The sequence below is a fragment of the Companilactobacillus bobalius genome (assembly GCF_009764355.1).
Genome location: NZ_LNUA01000077.1, coordinates 136288 through 157238 on the forward strand (window position 1 = coordinate 136288; position 20951 = coordinate 157238).

General features: G+C 34.6%; 24 protein-coding genes and 1 other annotated feature. Of the genes, 12 read left to right on the forward strand and 12 right to left on the reverse strand.

The window, feature by feature from the left end:
• Positions 1-4 precede the first annotated feature (4 nt).
• Together ATN92_RS17045 and ATN92_RS17050 are read right to left on the reverse strand one after the other, a co-directional pair.
• Positions 5-439: a MarR family winged helix-turn-helix transcriptional regulator gene (locus ATN92_RS17045; protein WP_056954278.1), complete on the reverse strand. Its 435-nt coding sequence runs from the start codon at positions 437-439 to the stop codon at positions 5-7.
• A gap of 130 nt (positions 440-569) precedes the next feature.
• Positions 570-947: a hypothetical protein gene (locus ATN92_RS17050; protein WP_056954280.1), complete on the reverse strand. Its 378-nt coding sequence runs from the start codon at positions 945-947 to the stop codon at positions 570-572.
• Between the two features lie 95 nt (positions 948-1042).
• Between ATN92_RS17050 and ATN92_RS17055 the strand changes: the two genes are divergently transcribed.
• Positions 1043-1531 carry an NUDIX hydrolase gene (locus ATN92_RS17055; RefSeq protein WP_056954282.1) on the forward strand — a complete coding sequence of 163 codons (489 nt, stop codon included), beginning with the start codon at positions 1043-1045 and terminating at the stop codon, positions 1529-1531.
• Between the two features lie 99 nt (positions 1532-1630).
• Entirely contained in the window at positions 1631-3277 is a 1647-nt protein-coding gene (locus tag ATN92_RS17060) for an aryl-sulfate sulfotransferase (protein ID WP_143444170.1), read from the forward strand.
• 25 nt (positions 3278-3302) lie between these two features.
• Here the strand turns inward: ATN92_RS17060 and ATN92_RS17065 are convergent, their stop codons facing one another.
• On the reverse strand, positions 3303-4121 hold the full coding sequence (locus ATN92_RS17065) for a MurR/RpiR family transcriptional regulator (RefSeq protein WP_056954284.1): 819 nt from the start codon (positions 4119-4121) through the stop codon (positions 3303-3305).
• A 160-nt stretch (positions 4122-4281) separates the two neighbouring features.
• Between ATN92_RS17065 and ATN92_RS17070 the strand changes: the two genes are divergently transcribed.
• The 3 genes from ATN92_RS17070 to ATN92_RS17080 are packed head-to-tail and all read left to right on the forward strand — an operon-like array spanning position 4282 to position 7011.
• A complete protein-coding gene (locus ATN92_RS17070; protein WP_056954285.1) occupies positions 4282-4971 on the forward strand; it encodes an N-acetylmannosamine-6-phosphate 2-epimerase in 690 nt (229 codons plus the stop codon).
• A gap of 19 nt (positions 4972-4990) precedes the next feature.
• Complete coding sequence (locus ATN92_RS17075; protein ID WP_056954287.1) at positions 4991-6502, forward strand: PTS transporter subunit EIIC; 1512 nt, start codon at positions 4991-4993, stop codon at positions 6500-6502.
• Between the two features lie 11 nt (positions 6503-6513).
• Positions 6514-7011 carry a PTS sugar transporter subunit IIA gene (locus ATN92_RS17080; RefSeq protein ID WP_056954288.1) on the forward strand — a complete coding sequence of 166 codons (498 nt, stop codon included), beginning with the start codon at positions 6514-6516 and terminating at the stop codon, positions 7009-7011.
• A gap of 36 nt (positions 7012-7047) precedes the next feature.
• On the opposite strand, the gene ATN92_RS17085 is transcribed toward ATN92_RS17080, so the two are convergent.
• From ATN92_RS17085 to ATN92_RS17110, 6 genes are all read right to left on the reverse strand, one after another.
• Positions 7048-7722 carry a TVP38/TMEM64 family protein gene (locus ATN92_RS17085; RefSeq protein ID WP_056954290.1) on the reverse strand — a complete coding sequence of 225 codons (675 nt, stop codon included), beginning with the start codon at positions 7720-7722 and terminating at the stop codon, positions 7048-7050.
• A 123-nt stretch (positions 7723-7845) separates the two neighbouring features.
• Complete coding sequence (locus ATN92_RS17090; protein ID WP_056954292.1) at positions 7846-8298, reverse strand: PTS sugar transporter subunit IIA; 453 nt, start codon at positions 8296-8298, stop codon at positions 7846-7848.
• Between the two features lie 136 nt (positions 8299-8434).
• Complete coding sequence (locus ATN92_RS17095; protein ID WP_056954294.1) at positions 8435-9085, reverse strand: HAD hydrolase-like protein; 651 nt, start codon at positions 9083-9085, stop codon at positions 8435-8437.
• Positions 9086-9096: 11 nt separating this feature from the next.
• Positions 9097-10272: an MFS transporter gene (locus tag ATN92_RS17100; RefSeq protein ID WP_056954295.1), complete on the reverse strand. Its 1176-nt coding sequence runs from the start codon at positions 10270-10272 to the stop codon at positions 9097-9099.
• 185 nt (positions 10273-10457) lie between these two features.
• Positions 10458-11009, reverse strand: a complete 552-nt coding sequence (locus ATN92_RS17105; protein WP_056954297.1) for a TetR/AcrR family transcriptional regulator — start codon at positions 11007-11009, stop codon at positions 10458-10460.
• Positions 11010-11018: 9 nt separating this feature from the next.
• A complete protein-coding gene (locus ATN92_RS17110; RefSeq protein ID WP_056954299.1) occupies positions 11019-11492 on the reverse strand; it encodes a nucleoside 2-deoxyribosyltransferase in 474 nt (157 codons plus the stop codon).
• 413 nt (positions 11493-11905) lie between these two features.
• Between ATN92_RS17110 and ATN92_RS17115 the strand changes: the two genes are divergently transcribed.
• The 4 genes from ATN92_RS17115 to ATN92_RS17130 all read left to right on the forward strand — a co-directional run bounded on the left by ATN92_RS17115 (position 11906) and on the right by ATN92_RS17130 (position 15899).
• Complete coding sequence (locus ATN92_RS17115; RefSeq protein WP_056954300.1) at positions 11906-12841, forward strand: ADP-ribosylglycohydrolase family protein; 936 nt, start codon at positions 11906-11908, stop codon at positions 12839-12841.
• An 88-nt stretch (positions 12842-12929) separates the two neighbouring features.
• Positions 12930-13679: an IclR family transcriptional regulator gene (locus ATN92_RS17120; RefSeq protein WP_056954302.1), complete on the forward strand. Its 750-nt coding sequence runs from the start codon at positions 12930-12932 to the stop codon at positions 13677-13679.
• 163 nt (positions 13680-13842) lie between these two features.
• A complete protein-coding gene (locus tag ATN92_RS17125) occupies positions 13843-14895 on the forward strand; it encodes a PTS sugar transporter subunit IIC (protein ID WP_056954304.1) in 1053 nt (350 codons plus the stop codon).
• A 17-nt stretch (positions 14896-14912) separates the two neighbouring features.
• Positions 14913-15899 carry a D-2-hydroxyacid dehydrogenase gene (locus ATN92_RS17130; RefSeq protein WP_056954306.1) on the forward strand — a complete coding sequence of 329 codons (987 nt, stop codon included), beginning with the start codon at positions 14913-14915 and terminating at the stop codon, positions 15897-15899.
• Positions 15900-15937: 38 nt separating this feature from the next.
• On the opposite strand, the gene ATN92_RS17135 is transcribed toward ATN92_RS17130, so the two are convergent.
• The 3 genes from ATN92_RS17135 to ATN92_RS17145 are packed head-to-tail and all read right to left on the reverse strand — an operon-like array spanning position 15938 to position 18110.
• Positions 15938-16789: a transporter substrate-binding domain-containing protein gene (locus ATN92_RS17135; RefSeq protein WP_056954308.1), complete on the reverse strand. Its 852-nt coding sequence runs from the start codon at positions 16787-16789 to the stop codon at positions 15938-15940.
• Between the two features lie 18 nt (positions 16790-16807).
• Positions 16808-17446, reverse strand: a complete 639-nt coding sequence (locus tag ATN92_RS17140) for an amino acid ABC transporter ATP-binding protein (RefSeq protein ID WP_056954310.1) — start codon at positions 17444-17446, stop codon at positions 16808-16810.
• A gap of 10 nt (positions 17447-17456) precedes the next feature.
• Positions 17457-18110, reverse strand: a complete 654-nt coding sequence (locus ATN92_RS17145) for an amino acid ABC transporter permease (protein ID WP_054642386.1) — start codon at positions 18108-18110, stop codon at positions 17457-17459.
• Between the two features lie 177 nt (positions 18111-18287).
• Positions 18288-18509, reverse strand: a binding site (T-box leader).
• Positions 18510-19036: 527 nt separating this feature from the next.
• Between ATN92_RS17145 and ATN92_RS17150 the strand changes: the two genes are divergently transcribed.
• The 3 genes from ATN92_RS17150 to ATN92_RS17160 are packed head-to-tail and all read left to right on the forward strand — an operon-like array spanning position 19037 to position 20931.
• Positions 19037-19351 (forward strand): PadR family transcriptional regulator, encoded by a 315-nt coding sequence (locus ATN92_RS17150; protein WP_056954312.1) that lies wholly within the window; start codon positions 19037-19039, stop codon positions 19349-19351.
• The gene (locus ATN92_RS17155) at positions 19344-20006 is read left to right on the forward strand and encodes a DUF1700 domain-containing protein (protein WP_056954315.1); all 663 of its coding nucleotides are present in this window, start codon (positions 19344-19346) and stop codon (positions 20004-20006) included. Before ATN92_RS17150 ends, ATN92_RS17155 begins: the two co-directional genes overlap by 8 nt.
• Positions 19999-20931: a DUF4097 family beta strand repeat-containing protein gene (locus ATN92_RS17160; protein ID WP_056954317.1), complete on the forward strand. Its 933-nt coding sequence runs from the start codon at positions 19999-20001 to the stop codon at positions 20929-20931. Before ATN92_RS17155 ends, ATN92_RS17160 begins: the two co-directional genes overlap by 8 nt.
• The last annotated feature ends 20 nt before the right edge of the window (positions 20932-20951 follow it).

A 20951-nucleotide genomic window follows, 5' to 3' on the forward strand; every position in this document is an offset into this window, starting at 1 on the left:
AGGCCTACTTTCTATTGAATAGTAATTTGTCTATTGTTTTGACAGCTTCATAGAATTCTTGTTGCTGTTGAGGGGATAAATTGATTAATAAATCTTTTATTTGTTGATCCGAACGTTCATCTAATTGTTGGGCGAGTTTTGTTCCTTTAGTGGTTAAATGAATCTTTTTGGAACGAAGATCGGTAGATGAAGGTGATTTATAGAGTAATTCGTTTTTTTCAAAACGTTTAAGAATACGGCTAGTGTAGCTTTTATCAAGATTCAAGTGATTGGCAACTTCAATTGGAGTTTTGTCTTGATTGAAATAGATCTCTAGAATGGTACGACCTTCAGTCCAACTAAGGGGCGTATCTAAAACCTTTTTATTAAGAATACCCAGTAATTTAGTGTAGTTACGGTTGAAACTACGGATTGATGTGATCTCATTTTGATCTAACAAGTGAAGGAACCTCCTGATTTGGATTGAGAATAGTATAGCATAGTAGTGGACAAAGTCCACTACTTTAAACAAAAATATCCAGTAACTTATTTTTTTCATTGTTACTGGATTAAATAGTGTGTTTTATTCTCTAAATCTCTTTAATACGTCCTTCTGTATCTGCACGGATCATTTCACGATAAAAATCACTTTCAACGGGTGTCATATTTGAAAAATCAACATCGGTGATGGCTGAAAATGTTTCTAGATAAGTTTTACCATTTTTTTCTTGTGAACACATGATAACCATTTGTCCTTCGTCAACATTTGTAGAAGCGATTAGTTCACAGTCATCGGGATGGAATTTTTCTTCAATTTCAGTTGTTTGACCGTTACCGACATTTTGCATGAATTCATTGTACATTTGAATGTACTTCTTACCAGTTGTAACACCCATGTCCTTGAATTTTCCGCCTGCCCATACTTTTTTTACAATTTTGAAATAGTCGTCTGATGAAATATCTGCCATAATATCTACCCCTTGAATAAGATTTTAATTAATTTAATATTATTATGACTATTATAATAATACTTTCTATTCAATGATAGGGGAGGTTTGGGCAAATGAGCAGTAAAACTTTTCATTTTGCATTCGGATCATACGGGATTATCCACGAATCAGAGAAATTGTTGGTGATTAAAAAAAATGGTGGTCCATATATTAATCGCTATGATCTGCCGGGTGGAAGTATGGATGAGGGTGAACCCTTAGAAAATACCGCTATTAGAGAAATTGCTGAAGAAACTGGATTAAGAGTTACAGACTCACATCAATTGGGTACAGTTAGTTTCAGATTTCCTTGGAAGTATCAAAAATATACGTGGAATGAACATATTTGTGTTTTTAATTTAATTGAAGAATATCAAGGTGAAGTAAAAGCTACAGTTACGCAATTTATTGGTCAAGACTCATTGGGTGCTGTCTGGATACCGTTGTCTAAATTGAGTATTAGTAATAGTTCTCCTCTAGTTCTTAAAGCAAAGGAGTATCTTTTGACAGAAAGATTTGAAACTAAAGATACCGAGTATCCTCATTGGCAAGTTCTGTCATAAGGCTTTCACAAAATCTTCAAAAAATGTTGACGGAATGTCAACATTTTTTTAATACGCTAAAAAGGTTGAGAAAATTGATTTTTTTTTGAGGAGTTATAAATGAGGAGAAAGAAATTATTTTTATTAGGATTGATTCCACTGATGTTACTAGTATTAGTGGGATGTTCCAGTAGTTCTAAAGATTCAGAAGTTTTATCGACTGCACAGATTAAAAAGAATATTGGTTCTAAGCTGATTTCAACGAGAGAGGATGCTCAGAAGAAATTAACTAAGGAATATCAGAGCGCAACTAAAAATAAATCGTATACGTTGAGTGATCCATATGTGAAAGTGAACCCTTATAAGGATTCGCCGTTGACTGCTTTGGTTATTTTCAAAACTGACAAAGCAGCCAAAATAAGTTATACCGTTTCAGGAAAGACTGATAAAACAAGTATTACTAACCAAGTGAAAGGCTATCAAAAGACTCATCAGGTTCCGATAGCTGGTTTATATGCTGATTATAATAATACTGTGACAATAACTATAACTTATAAAGATGGCAGTACGGAACAGAAGGTTTTACATTTACAGACTGAAGAATTACCCAAGTATATTAAGAATGCCAAGATTGTAGTTTCTAAAAATAATAAATCAAAAATGGATATTGGCGACAATAAATTGACTTTGATGAATCGTACAACTAAAGAACCATTCGCCATTGATGCAGATGGAGAAGTTAGATGGTATTCAACTAATTACTCACAACATACAATTGAACAAACTGATGATGGGCACTTTTTGATTTTAACTAAGAAGAATGTCGATTCAACAGTCTATAATGACTTGATTGAGACAGATGCTTTGGGCCGAGTTTACCGTGAATATAGTTTTAATAATAAGGTCAAATCCAATGACAGTGGCAATGCTAAAGACGAAACAACAGTAATCCATCATGATCTTTTGGAGTTACCTAATAAAGATATTTTAGCGACCGTAAATGACGGTTCTAAGTATAAAGAAGATGTGATGGTTCAAATTTCACATAAAACTGGGAAAATAGTTAAAGTGATAGATTTGAAGAAGATTTTACCTAGTTCAATGTACAAGAATTATAAAGCCGGATCAGATGGAAAAATCGATTGGTTCCATCAAAATGCCGTTGATTATGATAAGTCAGATAATACGATTATGATTTCGGGACGTAATCAGGATATGATTATGAAACTGGATTATAAGACTGATAAGATAATTTGGATTTACAGTGGAAAATCAAAGAAGAGCTGGCCTAAGAAGTATCGCAGTAAATTATTAACGCCAACTAAGGGTACAACAATAACTGGTGGGCAACATGGACTTTATCAATTGAGTAAAGATAAGAATGGTGAGAATATTTTACTTTATGACAATAATGTTGATGTTACTAGCGGTAATAAGAAAACGTCCGGTAAGTATTCACAGGCAGTTCAATATCACATTGATACTAAGAAGATGACAATAGATCAAACCTGGGCATATGGAAAATCACTGGGAAAAACTAATTTTACAAATATTATTGGTTACGCTGAACGTGAGAGTAATGAAAATACGTTAATCGATTTTGGCTATAAAAATAATGGTGCCGAAAGTAATGTAATTGAAGTTGATTCAAGTGGTAATCAGGTGTTCAATGTGACAGTTAAGAATGCTTCTTCAAAAGCTTATGTTTATCGAGCTTATCGTTTGGAATTCTATCCACAGGGATATGTTTTTGATGTTAATAAATAAAAAGTCGACCATTTGGTCGGCTTTTTTAGTTATTTAATCTTTTATCCATAATTGAACGTAATGCTTTTTCACGGAGGGAAACGGCATCTACTCCATTTTGTCTTTCGTAGCCACGGATTAAAACTTCACAAACATATAATTGTGATAGTTGACCGGCTAAGGAGCCACCATTGAGGAATTCTTCAATTGAAGTACGTAGCGTTATATCGCTGATTTGTGCAATAGAAGAAAGGTTGTTGTTAGTAATAGAAATGATGTTTGCACCACTTTTTTTAGCCATTTGGAGTGAATCATAAGTATCTTTAGTTTCTCCGGATAAGGATATGCCAATAACAAGATCGTTATTCGTCATCATAGCGGCCATTTGTGATTGAAAGTGTGGATCTGTTTCGGACTGAACAATTAATCCAATTCTTAACAACATCTTTGAAAAATCTTTTCCAATTTCACCACTATGTCCAACTCCAAAAATATAAAGTTTGTGGCAATTTGTAATTAGCTGTATTGCTTTGTTTAAATCACTGGGATTTATAAGGGATGCGGTATCCTTGATTGTTGAAATTAAACGGTCAGCTATGTCGTCGTAATAATCATGACTGGAATCAATATTATTTTCTTCCAATTCAGTTTTAGCCAAATCAATCTTTAAATCGTTAAAACCGGAGAAACCTAGTTTTCTTGAAAAACGTACTATTGTGGCATCTCCCACAGATACGTTTTTTTTAATTGTTTCCATTGTCCCATAAATAATAGATTTCTTGTTATTCATAATATATTGGGCGATTTTCTTTTCTGATTTAGTTAGTGTTTCGTATTTGTCTTTAATTAAATTATCAATATTCATTTTGAAAATTCTCCAATTGTATTTCTCTTGATAATTATACATTTTCTGAGGATTATTTAGAATCTTAAAAAAGAAAGGGTTTACAAAGTGTGAATAATGTTTTATATTTCTTTCTGGAGAATATAATCCAAACTGATTAATTTTGGAGGGAAAATGAAGAATGAAAAAAGAAGATTTTATAAAACAGATTAAAGGTGGCTTGATTGTTTCCTGTCAAGCACTTCCCGGAGAACCACTTTATACGAAAAATGGTGGGGTCATGCCCTTAATGGCAATTGCAGCTAAACGTGCGGGAGCCGTCGGTATTAGAGCAAACTCGGTTCGTGATATTAAAGAGATTCAAGAAGCGGTTGACTTGCCGATTATAGGAATCATAAAAAAAGATTACCTGCCCGAGAAACCATTTATCACAGCTACTATGAAAGAAATTGATGAGTTACATGAAACAGGAGTAGCGGTAATTGCTTTGGATTGCACTTTACGCAAGCGACATGATGGTAAAACTGTTGATGAATTTATCAAAGAAATTAAGGAAAAATATCCAGAACAATTATTAATGGCCGATACTTCAACTTTTGAAGAAGGTAAGAATGCATATAAAGCCGGAGTTGATTTTGTGGGGACAACATTAAGTGGTTATACAGAAGAAAGTGAAAAGAAAGATGGTCCTGATATAGATCTAATAAAAGCATATGTTGATGCCAAGATGCCTGTGATAGCCGAAGGTAAGATTCATACTCCAGAACAAGCTAGAAAAATACAAGACATGGGGGCAACAGGAATTGTAGTTGGTGGGGCAATTACAAGACCAATGGAAATTGCTCAAAGATTTATTACAGCACTTAATTAAAAATAAGGGGTAAATAAAAATGTTTAAAAAATTCTCACAGTTAGGAAGAGCTTTCATGCTACCGATAGCTATTTTACCGGCAGCTGGTCTCTTGCTAGGTTTAGGTGGTGCATTGACTAATGATGCTGCCGTTAAAGCATATCCGTTTTTGTCAATGCCTTGGTTACAAACAATTTTGAAAATTATGAATTTTGCGGGTAGTGCCGTTTTTAATAATATTGCATTAATATTTGCTATTGGTATTGCGGTGGGACTGGCGAATGGTGATAAAGGGACTGCTGGTTTGGCCGCTGGTGTTTCCTTCTTAGTTTATACAGCCACCATAGCAGGTTTTATTCAAATGTTTTCTCCAAAAGGAACGACAATTGATACTGGTGTAGTTGGTTCAATTGTAATTGGTGGTATGGTTGCATACCTTCATAATCGATATCGTAAAATAGAATTGCCACAATTTTTAGGCTTTTTCGGTGGTTCGAGATTTATTCCTATTATTACTTCTTTTACAGCAATTTTTATTGGAGCATTATTCTTTATGATTTGGCCACCAATTCAGGGATGGCTAGTAATAATAGGTCATGATATTGCCAAAATGGGTAGTATCGGTACCTTCTTCTATGGTTTCCTATTGCGATTGTTAGGTGCTGTTGGCTTGCATCATACAATTTATCCATTATTCTGGTATACATCACTTGGTGGTACTGCAACGGTTGCTGGACATACAGTGGTCGGTGCTCAAAATATTTTCTTTGCACAATTAGCTGATGCTAATCACGTCGGATTATTTACATATGGAACACGTTTTTTTGCCGGTCGATTTGCTACGATGATGTTTGGTCTACCAGCTGCAGCTCTGGCTATGTATCATTGTTTACCAAAGAAAAATAGAAAAAAGGATGGTGGACTTTACCTAAGTGGTGGATTGACATCATTTCTAACAGGTATCACTGAACCACTTGAATATACTTTCTTATTTGTTGCTCCATGGCTCTATGTGATTCATGCTTTTCTTGATGGTTTATCATTCTATTTTGCAGATATTCTTAATATTAGAATTGGTAACTCTTTCTCAGGTGGACTGATTGATTATTTATTGTTTGGTGTTTTACAAGGTAAAGATAAAACAAACTGGCCTACTGTACTTTGGTTTGGATTGATTTGGGCTGTTATCTATTACGTAGTATTTAGATTCTGTATTACAAAATTCCATGTAGCAATTCCAGGTATGGAAGAAGATGATGATACTACATCTTCAGCAAATGACTCATCAGTTGATAAAAATTCTAGCTTGCATGATCAATCACAACAGATTATTGGAGCACTAGGCGGAGTAGAAAATATTCAAAGTGTTGAAGCTTGTGCTACAAGATTACGTATTGCTGTTGCAGATAATACAAAGGTTGATAAAAAAGTATTAAAAGATTTAGGAGCTACAGCTGTATTAGATGTTAGTGGAGGTTTACAAGCCGTCTATGGCGGAAAAGCTGATTTATACAGTCAAGAAATTAACGGTATTTTAGGAACCGATGAATAGAGGTAAATTAAATGGGATTATTCGGATTAGGAAAGAAAAAGATTACTGAAACAATATATGCTCCAGTAAATGGTAAATTAAAGACTTTAGAAAATGTTAATGATCCAGTATTTGCGCAGAAGTTAATGGGAGATGGTTTCGGAGTTGTACCGGCCCAAGGAAATATTTATTCTCCAGTGGAAGGAATCATTACTTCAGTTTTTAAAACTAAACATGCTTTAGGATTAAAAACCTCGAACGGTCTAGAAGTTATGGTCCATATGGGACTAGATACAGTTGAACTTGCGGGAAAACCTTTTGAAATCTTAGTTGAAGAAGGAGATAAAGTTAAAGTTCAGACGCCAATTGCTAAGATGGATTTAGAGCAAGTGAGACTTGCCAAAAAGGATACCATTATTTTAACCATCATAACTAATACTGCGGACAAGATTGATAGTAGTAGTCTGTCAGTGGAAAATAATGCTGACTTAAAAAATGGTTCAAAGGTAATGGAAGCAAAACTTAAGTAAATAAAAAGTCGACCATTTGGTCGGCTTTTTATTTACTTAAATATTTTGTTTGATTCTTTGATCGCGACGAATGAAGTCATACAAAGCAAACATCAAAATGACTAATAAAATGGCTACTATAGTAACTTTGATATTACCAAAAATCAATTCATCACCACCAAAGGCATATAAAAATGATACTGGTAAAGAACCTAAGAATATACAAATAAGTTTATTACGCCAAGACAACTTCATTTCAATTGCAGCGTAGTTGACTAGTAGGGTTGGCAACATTGGTACAGCGTAACCGATACTTAACCCTAATCTGGGATGATGCATATTCTTGAGTTTATCGGCTAATGGTCTAAAACGACTTGGACGGACTTTGTGAGGAAAGGCACCTAGAATGTTTATCGCTAGCATGTTTCCAATGACGGCACCAATTACGTTAACCCCGAAACCAAGCCAACGACCAAAGCACACGCCGGAAAGAATTGCGACCGCAGCAATAGGAACTCCAGGGATGGCTGAACCAATAGCGATTACGGCGATAAACAAAATGGCATTATGTCGACCTTGATGTCTTAAAAGATCAATTAAATTTTCACGATCGAAAGTATAGCTAAAGAAGTTCTGAATAATATCGCTATATTGGTACCAAATCATAGTAGAAAAAATAATTATCCCCAAAATACCTAGGGTAATAAGAATCACCTTATGATAGAGTTTCATAGCTGTCCCCCTCAATATGGACTTACTGTCTACTATTATTAAGCAAAATCCTCAATCTGACTATAGAAAAGTTTCAAAGTATTTATTTTTGCAGCAAAAAAGCCGGCCATTGGTCGACTTCATCTATTCTGTAAATGATTGATTTAATTTATTTAGTTCAGAATCGTTGAATCTAATATCATCCAATTTATCAGCATTCTCATTAACTTTATCAGTAATATGTTCTCTTAGCTGATCGGCGTCCTCTTGACCAGCACCGTCAGGCAATACACCAACGATCATGTAGTCAACAGGAATTCTATCATTACCCCAAACAATAGGATTTTTGAAAGTTAAAGTCATTGAATGTGCCTTGTGCTTCTTGTCACTAGTTACAAACATATAAACGACACAGTCATTTAGAATAGTTGGTTCCTGGGCGGCACTAGCAAATAAACTACTTTGCACAGTTTGAGCATCCAAACCGAATTCATCCGCAGTCTTTTCAGCAGCTAGTTTCAAAGCACTCAATTGATTGTTGTCCTTTAGTTCGACGTTAGCAGTAGTATGGTTTTTTCTAAAAATTTTGAATAGCATAATATTGTATCTCCTCTGTCATTATTTAACGAAGGAGCTTCGACATGTCTTACTCTCTTTACAATTATTATGTTACTTTATCGAACCCGTTTCATATCAAGGGAAAAGCTCGATTTTTTAAAAAAAAGTTTTACAGCTACATTGCTCGAATTTCAGAAGGTACCTCAGTTGGATCTTCTAAGATTGATTCGGCGCCTGCATCACGCAATTCAGCGTAATCTCCGAATCCATAGGTGATACCTAAAGTGTGGACATGGTTGGCAATGCCACCTTGAATATCGGTTGAACGATCACCGATAATAACAGATTCGTCGGCCGTAGCTTTGGCATTTTCAAGTGCATATTTAAGAATATCAGCTTTACTTGAGCGTGTAACTTCATCTTCTGAAGCACCGTAAAGTCCAGTAAAATATTGATCCAGTTTGAGGTAAGTAATTAATTTCTTAATAAGTGATTCAGTTTTGGCGGATGAGATATAGAGTTGATAACCATCATCTTTCAAGGCTGATAAGACATCTTCGATTTGTGGATAAAGAGTCAATTGATAAAGACCGTCGTTTTTGTAATATTCGTCGTAGGCAGCAATGGCTTCAGAATAACGTTCTTTAGGAAGATCAGGATAGTATTTGCCAAAACTTTCAGTAATAGCAGGACCAATAAATTTTTGATAAGTGTCAGCTCCCAAGTCAGTGATATTCAACTTTTGGGACATGTATTGAAGTGCTTTAATAGTTCCAACTTTAGTATCGGCGATTGTACCGTCAAAATCGAAAAAGATATATTTCATTTTTAAAATCCTCATTCTTTAATAGGTTTATGATGCGCAATAAAAATTCCTGATAGTGTTAGTAAAATTGATAATAAGATTAAAATAATAATAATTAAGTTCCATGATTGAGTGCTGCTTTGTAGAAAACCAAAAAGTGTTGGACCAATGGCAGCTAACAAGTAACCTGCTGATTGAGCCATGCCGGATACTTCGGCGGTCTGAATTGGATTGGTAGTTTTTTCAGTAAAGAAGACCACAGCCATGTTAAAAGCCAAACCTGATCCAAAACCAGTTACCACGGTCACAATAGTTAGGAAGACTAGGCTACTAGTAGAAATCAAGTATCCTAGTGGAGCAATCGCATAACCAATGAATAACATTACTAAAAGCTTTTTCAATCCACCTTTTCTAACTGAAAGGAAGGGAACGATGAATGAACAAGGTAAACCGCTCAGTTGTAATAAGGTAAGTAAATTACTGGCAGTGATACTAGCAATACCATTACTTTCGAGGATTGAAGGCAACCAAGTGATGAAAGAGTAATAAACAATTGATTGTAGTCCGAAGAAAGCGGTAATTAACCAACCTAAGGATTGATTCCAAACACTTCGATAAACCTTAGATTGTGTTTGTTGGGTGCTATCTTTTTGATTGCTTTTGAGATTAGGTAACCAAAAAATAGTTGCGATAATACCCATAATTGAAAGTATGGCTAGAGTCATTTGAAGACTTGTTTTAGTGATTAGAATTCCTGACAAAGCCGTCCCAATGGCACCAATCAATAGCATTGAAAGAGTGTACAAACTAGTGCCTAAAGGAATTTCATTAGGCATATGATCCTTGATAATAGCTGGTACAAGGACATTTCCACTATCAATACCGATACCAACTAAAAAAGTACCAAACATCAATGCTGCAATTGTAGGAATGATTCGTAAATAACTTCCAATTATTAATAGTAGGAAGAAGACAAAGATTGTTAGCTCATTTCCCAATTTTTTAGCAACTTTGACAATAATAGGAGAGAGTAAAGCAAAGGTAATCAATGGAATTGAAGTAATCAAACCAGCTGTAGACTTGGGCAATCCTAATTGACCTTCAATTGTTTTAATCAGTGGAGGGATGATCATAATTGGCAAACGCAGATTAGCAGCAATCAACATCATACTTAATAGAAAATATTTTTTGGATTTGGTAGTTTGCATTTGAAATTCCCCCTCAAAGATGAACACAATATTACTATTTTAGAACAGAAAAAGAATTGTGCCAATTTTCTTGTTATTTAGGAATAAAGAAAAACATCCATTTAGAAATACAGACACATAATTAGATCTTATGTGAGATGTGTGTTCTAAATAGATGCTACTTAAGTTTCCGGCTTTTTTCTTTACTATTTTGACCATTTGGTGAAGAATCCTTCAGTGAATTCAATAAACTTATCGTATGAAACATTGAAGTCATTATCTTCTAGATATTCAACCAAACCAATCAGTCCACCGACGATGAAACTGATCATCAACTCTGGTGTATCGGATTCAGTAATCATCTTGATTAAAGGATCGTTTTGACTACCGGGATCTTTACTTTTATTTTTAACAATGTCACGTAAAATACTTCTAAATTCAGGATAAAGGTTAGCTTTAGTCTGATATTGCGGAGAAATATGATGCATGAATTTGCTATTTTTTTCCATAAAATCAGCTATCTGATAAACGATAGTCTTAGCATTGGAAGTGTTGTTTAATAAATCATCTAATAAATATGAAAAAACAGCATGCAAAAGGGAGTATTTGTCGTTGAAGTAACGGTAAAAAGTACTGTGGTTGATCAAAGCCTCATCACAGATATCGCCAACAGTGATTTTTTCAAATGGTTTCTTTTGAAGCAGTGAAACCATTGCTGTGATAATTGATTTCTCTGTTCTTTTTGTTACTTGTGACATGTTGCCCTCCTAAAGTACCTTTACATTTTCATATCTTGTCATTAATTTATTAAAGTCATAATTCTTAATTTCTTTGATATTGTCAGCTCCGTTGAAGAAAGCTGTCAAACTGCCGGCAAGCATTAGGTTAAGAGGTTCGTCTTTAATATTTCTAACTCCGATAACAGGAACGTTATTAGCTACTGCATAACCGCATTCCCACATTGTACCAGAATCTGGTTCTAATTCGTTTTCTTCTATCTTATAGTCTAACATTGCGACAACAACATCAGAATTATTGATGTTGTTGATATCATGCTTGTAAACAGCAGTTTGCCATTCAAATGATCCAAATTCAGCCGCTGTGTATTCGTCATCCCCGGGTCTGAATACATCGCCAATTGTAGGGTTGGCCTCTAATAATTTTTGAACCTCATCTAAACGTTTTATTTGATTCTCACTAAAGAAAGGTCCAGCCAAATATACTCGATTCTTCTTATTCATGGTTAAGTCAGTAGCTCCTTTGTGTTTATATATTAATTATACTTAAATATTTGCTTAATAAGTGAAAAATAATATTGAGATTAAATATTTTTGCGGTTAAAATGTAGTTTAATTAAAAAACGAGGAAATATTAATTATTAATTTTTCAAAAAAGCCTTTTCATGGTGGAGATTAGATGATATAACGAAGATGGCACGGAGGAATGATGCTTATGGATAAAAATGGATTGCGAAAAATTCATGACGATAAGAAGAAGGTTAGCATGCTAGCAGTATTTGGCATTTTTCTGACGTTTATTTTATTGATCTTTTAGGATTATACGTGCTATAGATGGGATAGGATACTCTAAAATATAAATGATAACTGAGACTGAATTCATTTCGGTCCCAGTTTTTTTGATCGGAGATGTAATTATGGAAGCTAGTCTAATAAAGAATATTTTATATTCAGGGATTGTGGGTGATGCTCTGGGTGTCCCTGTGGAATTCAAGAAACGTGATACTTATTATGTTGATTCAATGATTTCCGGTGGAACTTGGGAGCAAGATGCTGGTAGTTGGTCAGATGATACCTCTTTTACTTTACCTTTGATTGAGAATCTAACCGAAAAAAGTGATTATGAAGAGTTAATGCAAAAATTTGAGAATTATATGTTTCATAACGAATACACGCCTAAAGGAATTGCTTTTGGGATTGGCGGTACCTGTGCAAAAGCTGTGCGTAACTGGTCAATCAATCATTATCCAGCTTTGGAGTGCGGCGACCTTAGTGAATATGCGAATGGCAATGGTGCTTTGATGAGATTGGCACCTCTAGCAATTCATTTAAAAACGGAACCTGATTTGGCTAAGAGATTGAAGTTGACTAAGAATTATACCAGTCTAACACATCGTCATGCGCGAGCCATTATGGGAAGTTATATCTATTTAGAAATTTTACATGAATTATTGAATGGTAGGAATTTAACTGATATTTTAACCGATTTGCCTCAACAATTAAAAACGGCACTTCAAAATGAACCAGATGAATGGGCAGAATTTGTCTATTATAAGGATATTTTTGCACTTGGGTTTAAAGATACCGATAGGAAAAATATCAAATCAACTGGTTATGACGTTGATACATTACTGGCTTGTGTTTGGTGCGTATTGAATTCTAAATCGATTGATGAAGCAATTTTATTGGCGGTTAATTTAGGTGAAGATACAGATACAATTGCTAGCATCACCGGGACATTAGCCAGCTGTGCATATCAAACAGAAACTGTTAATCCTGAATGGGTGGCACAATTACAGAATAAGAAACTATTGGATAGTATTATTGATCCATTTGTGAAAAATAATCTCTAATACGCTTACATTGCACCTCTACAAATGTTTGTGCTGGTGGTAAAATTTTACAATGTGGTTGTTCCATTAAGATAGAAGAGGTGATCAAATGGCAGAAGAAATGAATTTGAATAAAACGGTAGTTCATGTTTTTAAGATTTTGGATGCAATCAATGCTTCTGAATCTCCACAGGGGGTTAGTGAACTGACTAGAGCGACTCAATTACCTAAGACAACTGTTTTTCGTCTATTAACGACGTTGGAACATCTTGGTATTGTTGATGTGAATTCAATTCAACAGTATAAAATTGGTCCGAAAATATTTGAATACTCGAAGAGTGCATCACGTCAGAATAGCTTAGTACAAGTTGCTAAACCATATATGAAGAAATATGTTGAAGAGAATCATGAGAATATTAATATAGGTATACTTTATGATAATCAAGTGGTGTACCTGGATTCAGAAGAGGGAGATCACTTTAATTTACAAGTTAATCTTTTCCCCGTCGCACCTCTTTATTGCAGTAGCATGGGCAAAATATTTTTGAGTCAATTTTCAGAAGCAGAGCTTGAACATTATTTAAATAAAACAGATTTAAAACGTCGAACGATTAATACTTTGGATACGCCAGAGAAGTTAAAGCAAGAATTGGATGTAGTTAGAAAAGGTAAAGTTTCATATGATAATGAAGAATATGAATATGGCTTGACTTGTATTGCAGTTCCAATTATTGAATCGGGAAAAATAATTGCTGCCGCTAGTGTATCTGGTCCAACGTCACGTTTAAAAGTTCGTGGTTGGGATAATATTAAGCAAAGTATTATTGAATTTGGTGAATCAATTAACAACACATTATAAATAGTAGAAATGTATATCTCGTAGTGAATTATTTTAATTCATTATGAGATTTTTTTTATATTTTTTACAACCTATTGAAAAAATATTCACAAAGGAATACAATGATTTTTATTAAATGGAACATCGTTCCATTTTCAAATTCATCTCTTTAGGAGTGATATATATGAATGAGTTAAGGCAATATACCATAGGGGATTTTTGGAACAAATTGCTTTCTGGAGTTGCGATGGCAATTGTTGTTGCCGTGACACCAGGAGCTATCATTGCACCATTTATTACAGGATTAGCTCAACACAGTGATTTTTGGATGACTGTTTATAATACGACCAATATGGGGACTTATATTGTTCCCGTTGCTGCAGCTATTTTAGCCGCAAATCAATTTGGCTTTACGATGATTGAAAAAGCTAGTGTAGCTTTAGCAGCTTTTGCCGGAAGTGGAGCTGCTGTTTATTCAAAGGGTACTTGGACACTTGTGGGAATGGGAGATTTAATTAATACAATTTTAGTTATCGCTATTGCTATTGTTTTAATCTTCCTAGTTAGAAATTACGTAGGAAGTTTCTCGATTATTTGGGAACCAATTTTATGTGCATCAGTAGTTGGGGCCTTCGGTATGTGGTCTTACACTTATGTACATATGATTTCCATGACTGTCGGAAATATTTTGAACTCCTTCACGGATCTACAACCGGTATTATTATGTACCTTAATTGCTATGTCTTTTGCCGTGATTATCGCAACTCCACTTTCAACAGTTGGATTAGCATATGCAATTGGCATTAGTGGCATTGCAGGTGGTGCGGCCTCAGTCGGAGCTACTGCTTGTTTCATGATGGTTGCAGTTGCCACTTACAAAGTAAATGGAAAAGGTGTTTCGTTCGCAATGTTCTGGGGATCGGTAAAAATGATGCTTGCTAACTTTGTTAAACATCCTCGTATGTTGTTGCCGATTGCTGTAGTAGGGGCTTTAGTTGGATTTACAGATTCATTTATTCAAGTAAAAAATGGTTCAGCCTATGCAGGATTTGGTCAACCTGTAGGACCAATCAATTCATTTACTTATATGCATGGTTCAGTCGGATTGAATATTTTATTACTTGCACTCATTTATTTTGTATTACCTATTTTGTATTCAATAGTGGTTTATCTAATCTTTAAAAAGATTCCTAAGCTATATGACGAGAATGATTGGAAAGTAGATTTGAGTAAATAATCAGGAGGATATGCATTATGAAAATATTTTGTTACGCAGTTTCTAAGTTGGAAGAACCTTATGTTCTTAATTGGGCTAAGAAGAACAATGTTGAAGTGAAAATGATTGAAGCTGAATTAAGTAGTAAAAATGCACATTTGGCAGAAGGATACGATGGTGTTTCTTCAGAAGGAATCACTCCGGTTGATGAGTCGGTATATGCTGAATTCGAAAAATTTGGGATTAAGCAACTAGCTATTCGCCAAGTTGGTGTCGATAATCAAGATTTAGATGCTGCACGTCGTCATGGAATCACACTTACTAATGTTGCTGCCTATTCTCCAAGAGCTATTGCTGAAATGGGTGTGACTCAGGCTATGTATTTGCTTAGAAAGATTGGTGTTTATCAAGATCGTATGTCTCAGGGAGATTTTACTTGGGATGAATCTACTATTAGCACTGAAATTTTTAACTGTACTATTGGTTTAGTTGGTGTAGGACATATTGGTGGTGCAACGGCTCAAATTTATAGTGCCCTAGGTGCTAAGGTTTTGGCTTATGATTTAGCTTATGATGCATCGTTAGAGCCTTATGTAACGTATACAGACTTGGATACTGTTTTGAGTCAATCCGATATTATCTCATTACACACACCACTTTTCCCAAGTACAAGGAATATGATTGGTGCAAAAGAATTTAAAAAGATGAAATCAAATGCAATTTTAATAAATGTTGCTCGAGGTGAATTGGTCGATACAAAAGCTTTGATTGATGCGTTACAGAATCACGAAATTGGAGCGGCGGGATTAGATACATTGGCAGATGAAATTGACTTTTTCGGAATGAATAAACAACCTAAAGAGTTACCTGAGGATTATCAGGTTTTGAATGCGATGCCTAATGTTCTGGTTACACCACATATTGCATTCTTCACTAAATTGGCAATTCGCAATAGTATGGAAATTGCTTTAGATGATGCTAAGAAAATTATTGAAGGCGGTAAGAGTCGAAATACAGTTAATTAAATATGAAAAAAGCTGGTCAAAATTAATTGATCAGCTTTTTATTTTTCGGGTTGGATTAAAGAATTATCAGAATTACCAAACCATTTTTTATTTATCTTTTGAAGTTCACCAGTATTAGCAAGATGTTGTAAGCCGTTATCGATTTTACGTTTGAGAGTTTTATCGCCTTTACGCATACCAACAGCAAAATCTTCACCGGTAAATCCGCCACGAGTTACTCGATAAGATGCAGGATCTTTTTCCTTACTGATGTAATAACCGGCATAAACACTATCGATCAGTAATCCTTGAATTCGTTTGTCGTCCAGATCCATTAGAGCATTGTTAAAGGAATCGTAAAGGACGGGATTCTTGTGCTTGATATAATTTTTTAACTTAGTGGGATGCTCATCCAAAAGACTGGCACCAGAAGAGCTGGTTTGAACACCTAGAATTTTATTTTGCATATCTTTAAATGAAGTGATGTTCTCATTAGTTTTTGTAACTAGAACTTGTTGATTAGCCATGTATGGACGTGAAAAAGCTAATTGTTTCTTTCTGGCAGGAGTGATGGTGTAACCATTCCAAATTAAATCGATAGTCTGATTACGAAGTTCCGTTTCTTTCATATTCCAGTCGATGGGTTGAAAATCGGCTTTGATGCCATATTGCTTGAAAACAGCTTTGGCTAAATCAATATCATACCCAACTAATTTTCCATTTTTCTCACGGAATCCCATAGGAACAAAAGTATCGTCTAAACCAATGATGACACGGCCACGTTTTTTGATGTGATTCCAAGTATCGGTAGTGTTGGCTTCTTGGGCAACAGATTTTTGATTATCGCTACAACCACTTAATCCCAAGGCAAGTAAGAATAATGCCATGAATATTAATAATTTTTTCTTCATATTTTATTCCCCCAGAGATTAATCATTGATTGGTTTAACTTCTAGTAATTGATCAGCAATCTTTTTGGCAAAATCGGGATCATGGGTGATGACGATTTGTGTGATGCCAGTCTTTTTCAGATCCAAAATAACTTGGGCTACAGTATCACGTAAACTAGGATCAAGTGCTGAAGTTGGTTCGTCGTAACAAAGGATTTGTGGTTGCATTGCCAAAGCTCTAGCAATAGCAACACGTTGTTTTTGACCACCTGATAATTCAAAAGGATATTGATTCTTCAAAGAAGTAAGACCTAATTGTTCCAAAAGCTTATCCACATTCTTTTGCACCATTGTTTTATCTTGTTTCAAAACTAATTTAGGTGCTAGAGATATGTTTTCCATAACTGATAAGTGAGGGAAAAGATTGAAGTCTTGGAAAACGACACCAATAACTCGTTCTTTAACTGATTCATCGAAAGGATCAAATGGTTTGTCATTGAGCATGAAAGTTCCAGAATCAACTTTTTCCAAACCAGCAATACAACGTAAAAGAGTTGTTTTACCGGCACCACTAGGACCAACGATGCTGAGAATTGAGTTGTCTTTAACTTCAAGGTTTAAATTATCTAAGATGGTTTTACCATCAAAACTTTTAGTAATATTTTCTAACTTCAACATAATTTTTCTCCTAACGGTAATAACTGAAATGTTTTTCTAAAACTTTTAACAACCAAGTGCAGATCAAGGTCAATAGTAAGTAAATGATACCAACCAAGACTAATGGTAGAAGTGTTACGTCTCTTGAACTAGCAATGTTTCCGGCACGAAGTAGATCGCCTAAACCGATGACGTAAACTAAGGATGAATCCTTAACTAAATTGATAACCTCGTTACCAATTGATGGCAGTACAATTTTAACTACTTGTGGGATAATAATTTTTCTCAATGTTTGCCAATAATTGAGGCCTAAAACTTTAGCACCTTCAAACTGACCTTTGCTGACAGTACTGAAACCACCACGGAAAATTTCAGCAAAATAAGCTGTGTAATTGAGAATGAAGGCAAACAGTGCGGCATCATATCTTTCAAAAACGATATGAGCAAATGGCATATTAGGCAAGCCATAGAAAACAAAAATTAGTTGTAGTAGCAAAGGTGTTCCACGCATAACCCAGATGTAGAAGGAAACTAACCAACTTAGTGGTTTGAATTTTGAACTACGACCCAGAGAAACTAAAACTCCTAGTGGTAGTGAACAAATCAATGTCCAAAAGAAAACTTTTAAAGTCATGGCTGTACCGCTCAAAAGCGATGGTAAAATTTCAAAAATATAATTCATCATAATCTTTTTCCCCTTTAACTAAAGACATAAAAAAACGTCCTTCAGCAAATTTGCTAAAGGACGTTTTTAACGTGGTTCCACCTTAATTTGTTAATACCTCACGATATTAACCTCAAGAAGTTATTGTCACTAAATAAGGGTTATCCCAAATAAAAAAACCTCTTGATCCAAAAGGACCAAGAGGGCGAATATTCGCGGTACCACCTCTGATTTCTAATATCTCACGATATTAGACTCATGAAGTTACAATAACTTCAGCTGTAACGGTGCTACCGAAATGACTTACTTGTTTCAGTCATTCAACTTACAGATGTGTTTCACTGAGGATTAGGTTAACTTCGCACCAATGTTAACTCTCTGGACTAATTAGCTCAGTTACTCTTCTGTCGTCGTTTTTAGATTTGTTTTAAAATGTTGCAATAATCGTACGACGTAGAAAAAAGATTGTCAAGTTTTTTAAGTTAAATATGCCATCCTCCACAACAATTGGGAATGCATTGGAACACCATGGGCACGACTTGAAGCTAATAATTTTGTCCGTAGACAAAATTATGGATCTCCAAGATCGGCCTTATTGTAAATGGCAAAGCCATTAACAATAATATCATGGTTGAATGCATTCCTAATTGTTGTTCTGGATTAGTTGGAGTTTCTATTTCAATTCAGTCTACTAAATGTTTAAAGTAAAAATAACAGTATCTATTCGAAAAAATTCAAATTTATTTCCTATGGATTGATTGAATTCTTAATAGATATTCTTTCTGATTTCTAAACTAATTGGAATAAAGAATAAAATTTTCTGTGGAAGACGGCATGTTATATCATCCAAAATGAAGGGGTAAATTGACTTATACTATTTTTTATAATAATATTATTGATTGAACGATATTATACGGCATATAGTATGATAGAAATGAGGAGATAATATGGCAATTCAAGTTTCAACTGAGATACTTGAGGGTTCTGTTTTAGCTCTGCTTACAAGTGAAGATTATTATGGGTACGCGATTACTAGGAAAGTCCAAACGGTATTTCCTATTTCTGAATCAACCATGTATCCGATTTTGCGTCGGTTAAAAAAAGAAGGTTGGCTGAGTACTTATGACGAGGCTTATGAAGGTAGGAATCGTCGTTATTATAAAATTACTGATTTAGGTAGAGATCAACTGGATAGAATCAGAAATAATTGGCAGGAATTAAAAACGGCAACTGATACTATCTTGGAGGGGAATAATGAATAATAGAGCAATGGATTCTTATATTGATGAGTTTAAAATATATCTGCATCAATTAAGTGAGACTGAACAACAAGATGTGATTGAATTTTATCGAGAATATATAATTGATGCTAAATTGAGTACATCTGATGCAATTATTAATGAATTGGGAACGCCTAAAAATTTGGCTCGTAAGGTTTTAGCGGACTACTCAATTAAAATGTCAGAACAGAATTATCAAAATATTGATAATGGACATATTTCAAATAATGATCGTTTTAAAAAGAATTTAACGATGATTGGTTTAGTTTTGTTAGCATTGATGGCATCACCAATTGCTTTGCCAATTGCGTTCGTAGTGATATTAATGCTGGCTTTGATAATTGGATTAGCGATATTGTTTGTTTTGATATTCTTGTTTATGGTCGCTGTTTCAGTAGTTAGTGGTATTGGAGCAATTTTTATTGGTCTATCGGTTATTTTTCAGTCATTTCCCACAGCCATTTTCTACATTGGTGGGGGACTAGCAGTTTTAGGAATCGATTTCTTCTTGATTCCTATTACGATTGCTTTGTTGAAGTGGTTCTTTAGTGTAGTTGTCATTTTCTTCCGTTGGTTGGGTAAGAAGTTACTTCACGGTAGAAAGACTCCAATGAAGGGGGAAAAAGAAAATGCGTAAGTATTTTGTGACGGGGTTTTATTTATTAATAGTTGGTGGTTTATTATTACTCGGCGGTTTTATTATGGGTGGAAACAAAACAGTTGTCTGGAATCACGGATTTAAAGTTGTTCAAAAAATTGATGAAACTTACCCTCTAGATAATTTTAAAAACGTTTATGTAGAAGGTAAAAATACTAATGTCACTTTCCGTTTAGGTGACCGTTATAAGATTCGTATCGATGGTGAAAAGGGCTCAGAGCCTAGTTACAAGATTAAAAATAATACTTTAACGGTTACGGGCCAGGATAGAAAGAATCATGTCGGTGTTGATTTGCTGGATGACAATAATGTAACGATAACTATTCCTATGAATAAGTCATTGGACAACGTAAATGTCCGTCTTGCTGAAGGAAATATTAAAATAAATGATGTAACGATAGATAATTTTATCAAGTCAGCTAAAGACTTAGATTATGATTCTAATGTTTACATGAATGATGCTACAATCAATAATATTGAGAAGATGAATTTGTATGATGCCAAATTAACAATGAAGAATAGTAAAATTTCTAATGCTAATTTAGTTGCTAGTGCATATTCAGAAATTATGGTTACTGGTTCAACTATTTTAAAATCTAGTTTTAATTTGGATGAGTCTAAAATGAGTATCAAACAATCTAATTTGGATACGTTGAAGTCTTTGAATAACCACAGTAAAATTTCTATTTCTAAAACAACTTTGATGAACCATAATGATTTTAGAATGTTTGGTGCCGGTCACTTCGTTGGTTCAGGAATTAGTGTTGAGGGAATGAATCTAACGAGTGAGCATGGTTATGTTCGATACTTCGATAAAAAATATGGCAACACCTATCAGAACAAGGTTGATGCCAATAATTTATTAATGGTCAAGACTACCAAGGCGCCAATCACGATAAAGTAAATTAGTCTAGTTAATCCATC

What these genes read in the sequence shown, in the direction of transcription:
- ATN92_RS17095 (WP_056954294.1), bottom strand. Translation starts at nt 9,085, where the DNA reads ATGAAATATATCTTTTTCGATTTTGACGGTACAATCGCCGATACTAAA.
- ATN92_RS17115 (WP_056954300.1), top strand. Translation starts at nt 11,906, where the DNA reads ATGGAAGCTAGTCTAATAAAGAATATTTTATATTCAGGGATTGTGGGT.
- ATN92_RS17055 (WP_056954282.1), top strand. Translation starts at nt 1,043, where the DNA reads ATGAGCAGTAAAACTTTTCATTTTGCATTCGGATCATACGGGATTATC.
- ATN92_RS17050 (WP_056954280.1), bottom strand. Translation starts at nt 947, where the DNA reads ATGGCAGATATTTCATCAGACGACTATTTCAAAATTGTAAAAAAAGTA.
- ATN92_RS17135 (WP_056954308.1), bottom strand. Translation starts at nt 16,789, where the DNA reads ATGAAGAAAAAATTATTAATATTCATGGCATTATTCTTACTTGCCTTG.
- ATN92_RS17065 (WP_056954284.1), bottom strand. Translation starts at nt 4,121, where the DNA reads ATGAATATTGATAATTTAATTAAAGACAAATACGAAACACTAACTAAA.
- ATN92_RS17070 (WP_056954285.1), top strand. Translation starts at nt 4,282, where the DNA reads ATGAAAAAAGAAGATTTTATAAAACAGATTAAAGGTGGCTTGATTGTT.
- ATN92_RS17120 (WP_056954302.1), top strand. Translation starts at nt 12,930, where the DNA reads ATGGCAGAAGAAATGAATTTGAATAAAACGGTAGTTCATGTTTTTAAG.
- ATN92_RS17090 (WP_056954292.1), bottom strand. Translation starts at nt 8,298, where the DNA reads ATGCTATTCAAAATTTTTAGAAAAAACCATACTACTGCTAACGTCGAA.
- ATN92_RS17160 (WP_056954317.1), top strand. Translation starts at nt 19,999, where the DNA reads ATGCGTAAGTATTTTGTGACGGGGTTTTATTTATTAATAGTTGGTGGT.
- ATN92_RS17080 (WP_056954288.1), top strand. Translation starts at nt 6,514, where the DNA reads ATGGGATTATTCGGATTAGGAAAGAAAAAGATTACTGAAACAATATAT.
- ATN92_RS17105 (WP_056954297.1), bottom strand. Translation starts at nt 11,009, where the DNA reads ATGTCACAAGTAACAAAAAGAACAGAGAAATCAATTATCACAGCAATG.
- ATN92_RS17145 (WP_054642386.1), bottom strand. Translation starts at nt 18,110, where the DNA reads ATGATGAATTATATTTTTGAAATTTTACCATCGCTTTTGAGCGGTACA.
- ATN92_RS17140 (WP_056954310.1), bottom strand. Translation starts at nt 17,446, where the DNA reads ATGTTGAAGTTAGAAAATATTACTAAAAGTTTTGATGGTAAAACCATC.
- ATN92_RS17125 (WP_056954304.1), top strand. Translation starts at nt 13,843, where the DNA reads ATGAATGAGTTAAGGCAATATACCATAGGGGATTTTTGGAACAAATTG.
- ATN92_RS17110 (WP_056954299.1), bottom strand. Translation starts at nt 11,492, where the DNA reads ATGAATAAGAAGAATCGAGTATATTTGGCTGGACCTTTCTTTAGTGAG.
- ATN92_RS17085 (WP_056954290.1), bottom strand. Translation starts at nt 7,722, where the DNA reads ATGAAACTCTATCATAAGGTGATTCTTATTACCCTAGGTATTTTGGGG.
- ATN92_RS17075 (WP_056954287.1), top strand. Translation starts at nt 4,991, where the DNA reads ATGTTTAAAAAATTCTCACAGTTAGGAAGAGCTTTCATGCTACCGATA.
- ATN92_RS17130 (WP_056954306.1), top strand. Translation starts at nt 14,913, where the DNA reads ATGAAAATATTTTGTTACGCAGTTTCTAAGTTGGAAGAACCTTATGTT.
- ATN92_RS17150 (WP_056954312.1), top strand. Translation starts at nt 19,037, where the DNA reads ATGGCAATTCAAGTTTCAACTGAGATACTTGAGGGTTCTGTTTTAGCT.
- ATN92_RS17060 (WP_143444170.1), top strand. Translation starts at nt 1,631, where the DNA reads ATGAGGAGAAAGAAATTATTTTTATTAGGATTGATTCCACTGATGTTA.
- ATN92_RS17155 (WP_056954315.1), top strand. Translation starts at nt 19,344, where the DNA reads ATGAATAATAGAGCAATGGATTCTTATATTGATGAGTTTAAAATATAT.
- ATN92_RS17100 (WP_056954295.1), bottom strand. Translation starts at nt 10,272, where the DNA reads ATGCAAACTACCAAATCCAAAAAATATTTTCTATTAAGTATGATGTTG.